This window comes from Streptomyces sp. UH6 (genome assembly GCF_013421635.1).
GTDB lineage: Bacteria > Actinomycetota > Actinomycetes > Streptomycetales > Streptomycetaceae > Streptomyces > Streptomyces abyssomicinicus.
The window spans coordinates 1-2,657 of the sequence record NZ_JACADT010000794.1; the positions used below are offsets into that span (position 1 = coordinate 1).

General features: G+C 73.5%; 2 protein-coding genes. Both read left to right on the forward strand.

Going from position 1 to position 2,657, the window contains the following annotated elements; genetic code table 11:
• Positions 1-302: 302 nt before the first annotated feature.
• Positions 303-959, forward strand: a complete 657-nt coding sequence (locus HW445_RS25920) for a histidine phosphatase family protein (protein WP_180223317.1) — start codon at positions 303-305, stop codon at positions 957-959.
• Positions 960-1,012: 53 nt separating this feature from the next.
• On the forward strand, positions 1,013-2,632 hold the full coding sequence (locus tag HW445_RS25925; protein ID WP_180223318.1) for an ABC-F family ATP-binding cassette domain-containing protein: 1,620 nt from the start codon (positions 1,013-1,015) through the stop codon (positions 2,630-2,632).
• Positions 2,633-2,657: the final 25 nt, after the last annotated feature.

The window sequence follows — 2,657 nt, forward strand, 5'->3', positions numbered from 1 at the left end:
GGCCACCGTCTCGAACACGCCGCGGTCCGCGTCCAGCATGCGTTGCAGCACCCCCTTGCCCGTCCGGCACGATTCCCTGGCGCGGTCGCGCCCGCCCCTGCCCGTGTCACGCGTCATCCCCGACGAGTACCCGCCGAGGGAGACTTCCCGCCGCAGGCACGCCGCACGCACGCCCACCGCGTGCCGCGGACGGCGACGGCGGGCGGGCCGGGCGCCGCCCAGGTGCACGGACGCCCGGATGAGGGAACCCGGCACGACACGGCTCACGCAGTGCGCCGTCGAGCGGAAGGGACGGAACCGGCATGCGCCTGCTGCTCATCCGCCACGGACAGATCCCGTCCAACGCGCGGGACGTGCTCGACACCCGCGTACCGGGCCCCACGCTGACCGAGCTGGGGGAGCGGCAGGCACAGGCGCTTCCGGACGCCCTGCACGGGGAGGACGTCACCGCCCTCTTCGCCTCCACCCTCGTGCGCACCCAGCTCACCGCCCGGCCGCTGGCCCGCAGACTCGGCCTCGAGGTGCGGATCCGCGACGGCATCCGCGAGATCACCGCGGGAGAGCTCGAGGGCGAGTTCGGCCACGACGAGCGCGGCCTGCGCTACATGGAGATCGCGTTCTCCTGGGCGGCCGGCCAGGTCAGCCGGCGCATGCCCGGCGGGGAGAGCGGCACGGAGATGCTCGGCCGCTACGACGCCGTCGTCGAGGAGGCGTCCGCCCTCGGCGCCGGCACGGTCGCCTTCATCAGCCACGGCGCCGCCATCCGCACCTGGACCGCCGCCCGCGCCGACAACGTGGACGTGGAATTCGCCGCCTCCCACCCGCTGGAGAACACCGGCGTGGTGGTCCTGGAGGGATCCCCGCAGGACGGCTGGAAGGCGCTCTCCTGGGCCGGGGCCGTGGTCTACACGCGCGGACCGGGCGGCGGGAGCGGCCCCACCGGCCGTCCCGTGGAGTGACGGCCCGATATCGGTTTGCCCCGGTCGGGGGCGTGCCCGGACAATGCCTCCCCATGGGATACCTGGAAGCCGCGCACCTCGAGTACCACCTGCCCGACGGCCGAGCCCTGCTCGGTGACGTCTCCTTCCGGGTGGGCGAGGGCGCGGTCGTCGCGCTGGTCGGCCCCAACGGCGCGGGCAAGACCACCCTGCTGCGGCTGATCTCCGGCGAGCTCAAACCGCACGGCGGCACCGTCACCGTGCAGGGCGGACTCGGCGTGATGCGCCAGTTCGTCGGCTCGGTGCGCGACGAGAGCACCGTGCGCGACCTGCTGGTGTCGGTCTCCACGCCGCGCGTCAGGAGCGCCGCCAAGGCCGTCGACGAGGCCGAGCTGGCGATGATGACCCACGACGACGAGGCCGCGCAGATGCGCTACGCGCAGGCGCTCGCCGACTGGGGCGAGGCCGGCGGCTACGACGCGGAGATCCTCTGGGACATCTGCACCACCACCGCGCTCGGCGTGCCCTACGAGAAGGCGCAGTGGCGGCAGGTGCGCACCCTCTCCGGGGGCGAGCAGAAGCGGCTGGTCCTGGAGGCCCTGCTGCGCGGCACCGACGAGGTGCTGCTGCTCGACGAGCCGGACAACTACCTCGACGTGCCGGGCAAGCGGTGGCTGGAGGAACGCCTCGCGGAGACCCGCAAGACCGTGCTCTTCGTCTCCCACGACCGGGAACTGCTCTCGCGCGCCGCGCAGAAGATCGTCAGCGTCGAGCCCGGCCCGGCAGGCGCCGACGCCTGGGTGCACGGCGGCGGCTTCGGCACCTACCACGAGGCCCGCAGGGAGCGGTTCGCCCGCTTCGAGGAACTGCGGCGGCGCTGGGACGAGAAGCACGAGCAGCTGAAGAAGCTGGTGCTCACCCTCCGGCAGGCGGCCGCGGTCAGCCACGACATGGCCTCCCGCTACGCCGCCGCCCAGACCCGGCTGCGCAAGTTCGAGGAGGCCGGACCGCCGCCGGAGCCGCCGCGCGAGCAGGAGATCACCATGCGGCTCAAGGGCGGACGCACCGGTGTGCGGGCCCTGACCTGCGAGGGACTGGAGCTCACCGGGCTGATGAAGCCCTTCGGCCTGGAGGTCTTCTACGGCGAACGGGTCGCGGTCCTCGGCTCCAACGGCTCCGGCAAGTCGCACTTCCTGCGGCTGCTCGCGGGGGAGGACGTCGCCCACACGGGGGCCTGGAAGCTGGGCGCGCGGGTGGTGCCCGGGCACTTCGCCCAGACGCACGCCCACCCCGAGCTGCTGGGGCGGACGCTCCTCGACATCCTGTGGACCGAGCACTCCCAGGACCGTGGGGCGGCCATGTCGCGGCTGCGGAGGTACGAACTCACCCAGCAGGCGGAGCAGACCTTCGACCGCCTCTCCGGCGGTCAGCAGGCGCGCTTCCAGATCCTGCTGCTCGAGCTCCAGGGCGTCACGGCACTGCTGCTGGACGAGCCGACGGACAACCTCGACCTGGAGTCGGCCGGGGCCCTGCAGGAGGGGCTCGAGGCATTCGAGGGCACGGTGCTCGCGGTCACCCACGACCGGTGGTTCGCCCGGTCCTTCGACCGGTTCCTGGTGTTCGGCAGCGACGGCAAGGTCCGCGAGACGGCGGAGCCGGTCTGGGACGAACGCCGCGTCGAACGCACCCGCTGACCCGGCGGGCCCCGGCGCCCGCCCG

What these genes read in the sequence shown, in the direction of transcription:
- HW445_RS25920 (WP_180223317.1), top strand. Translation starts at nt 303, where the DNA reads ATGCGCCTGCTGCTCATCCGCCACGGACAGATCCCGTCCAACGCGCGG.
- HW445_RS25925 (WP_180223318.1), top strand. Translation starts at nt 1,013, where the DNA reads ATGGGATACCTGGAAGCCGCGCACCTCGAGTACCACCTGCCCGACGGC.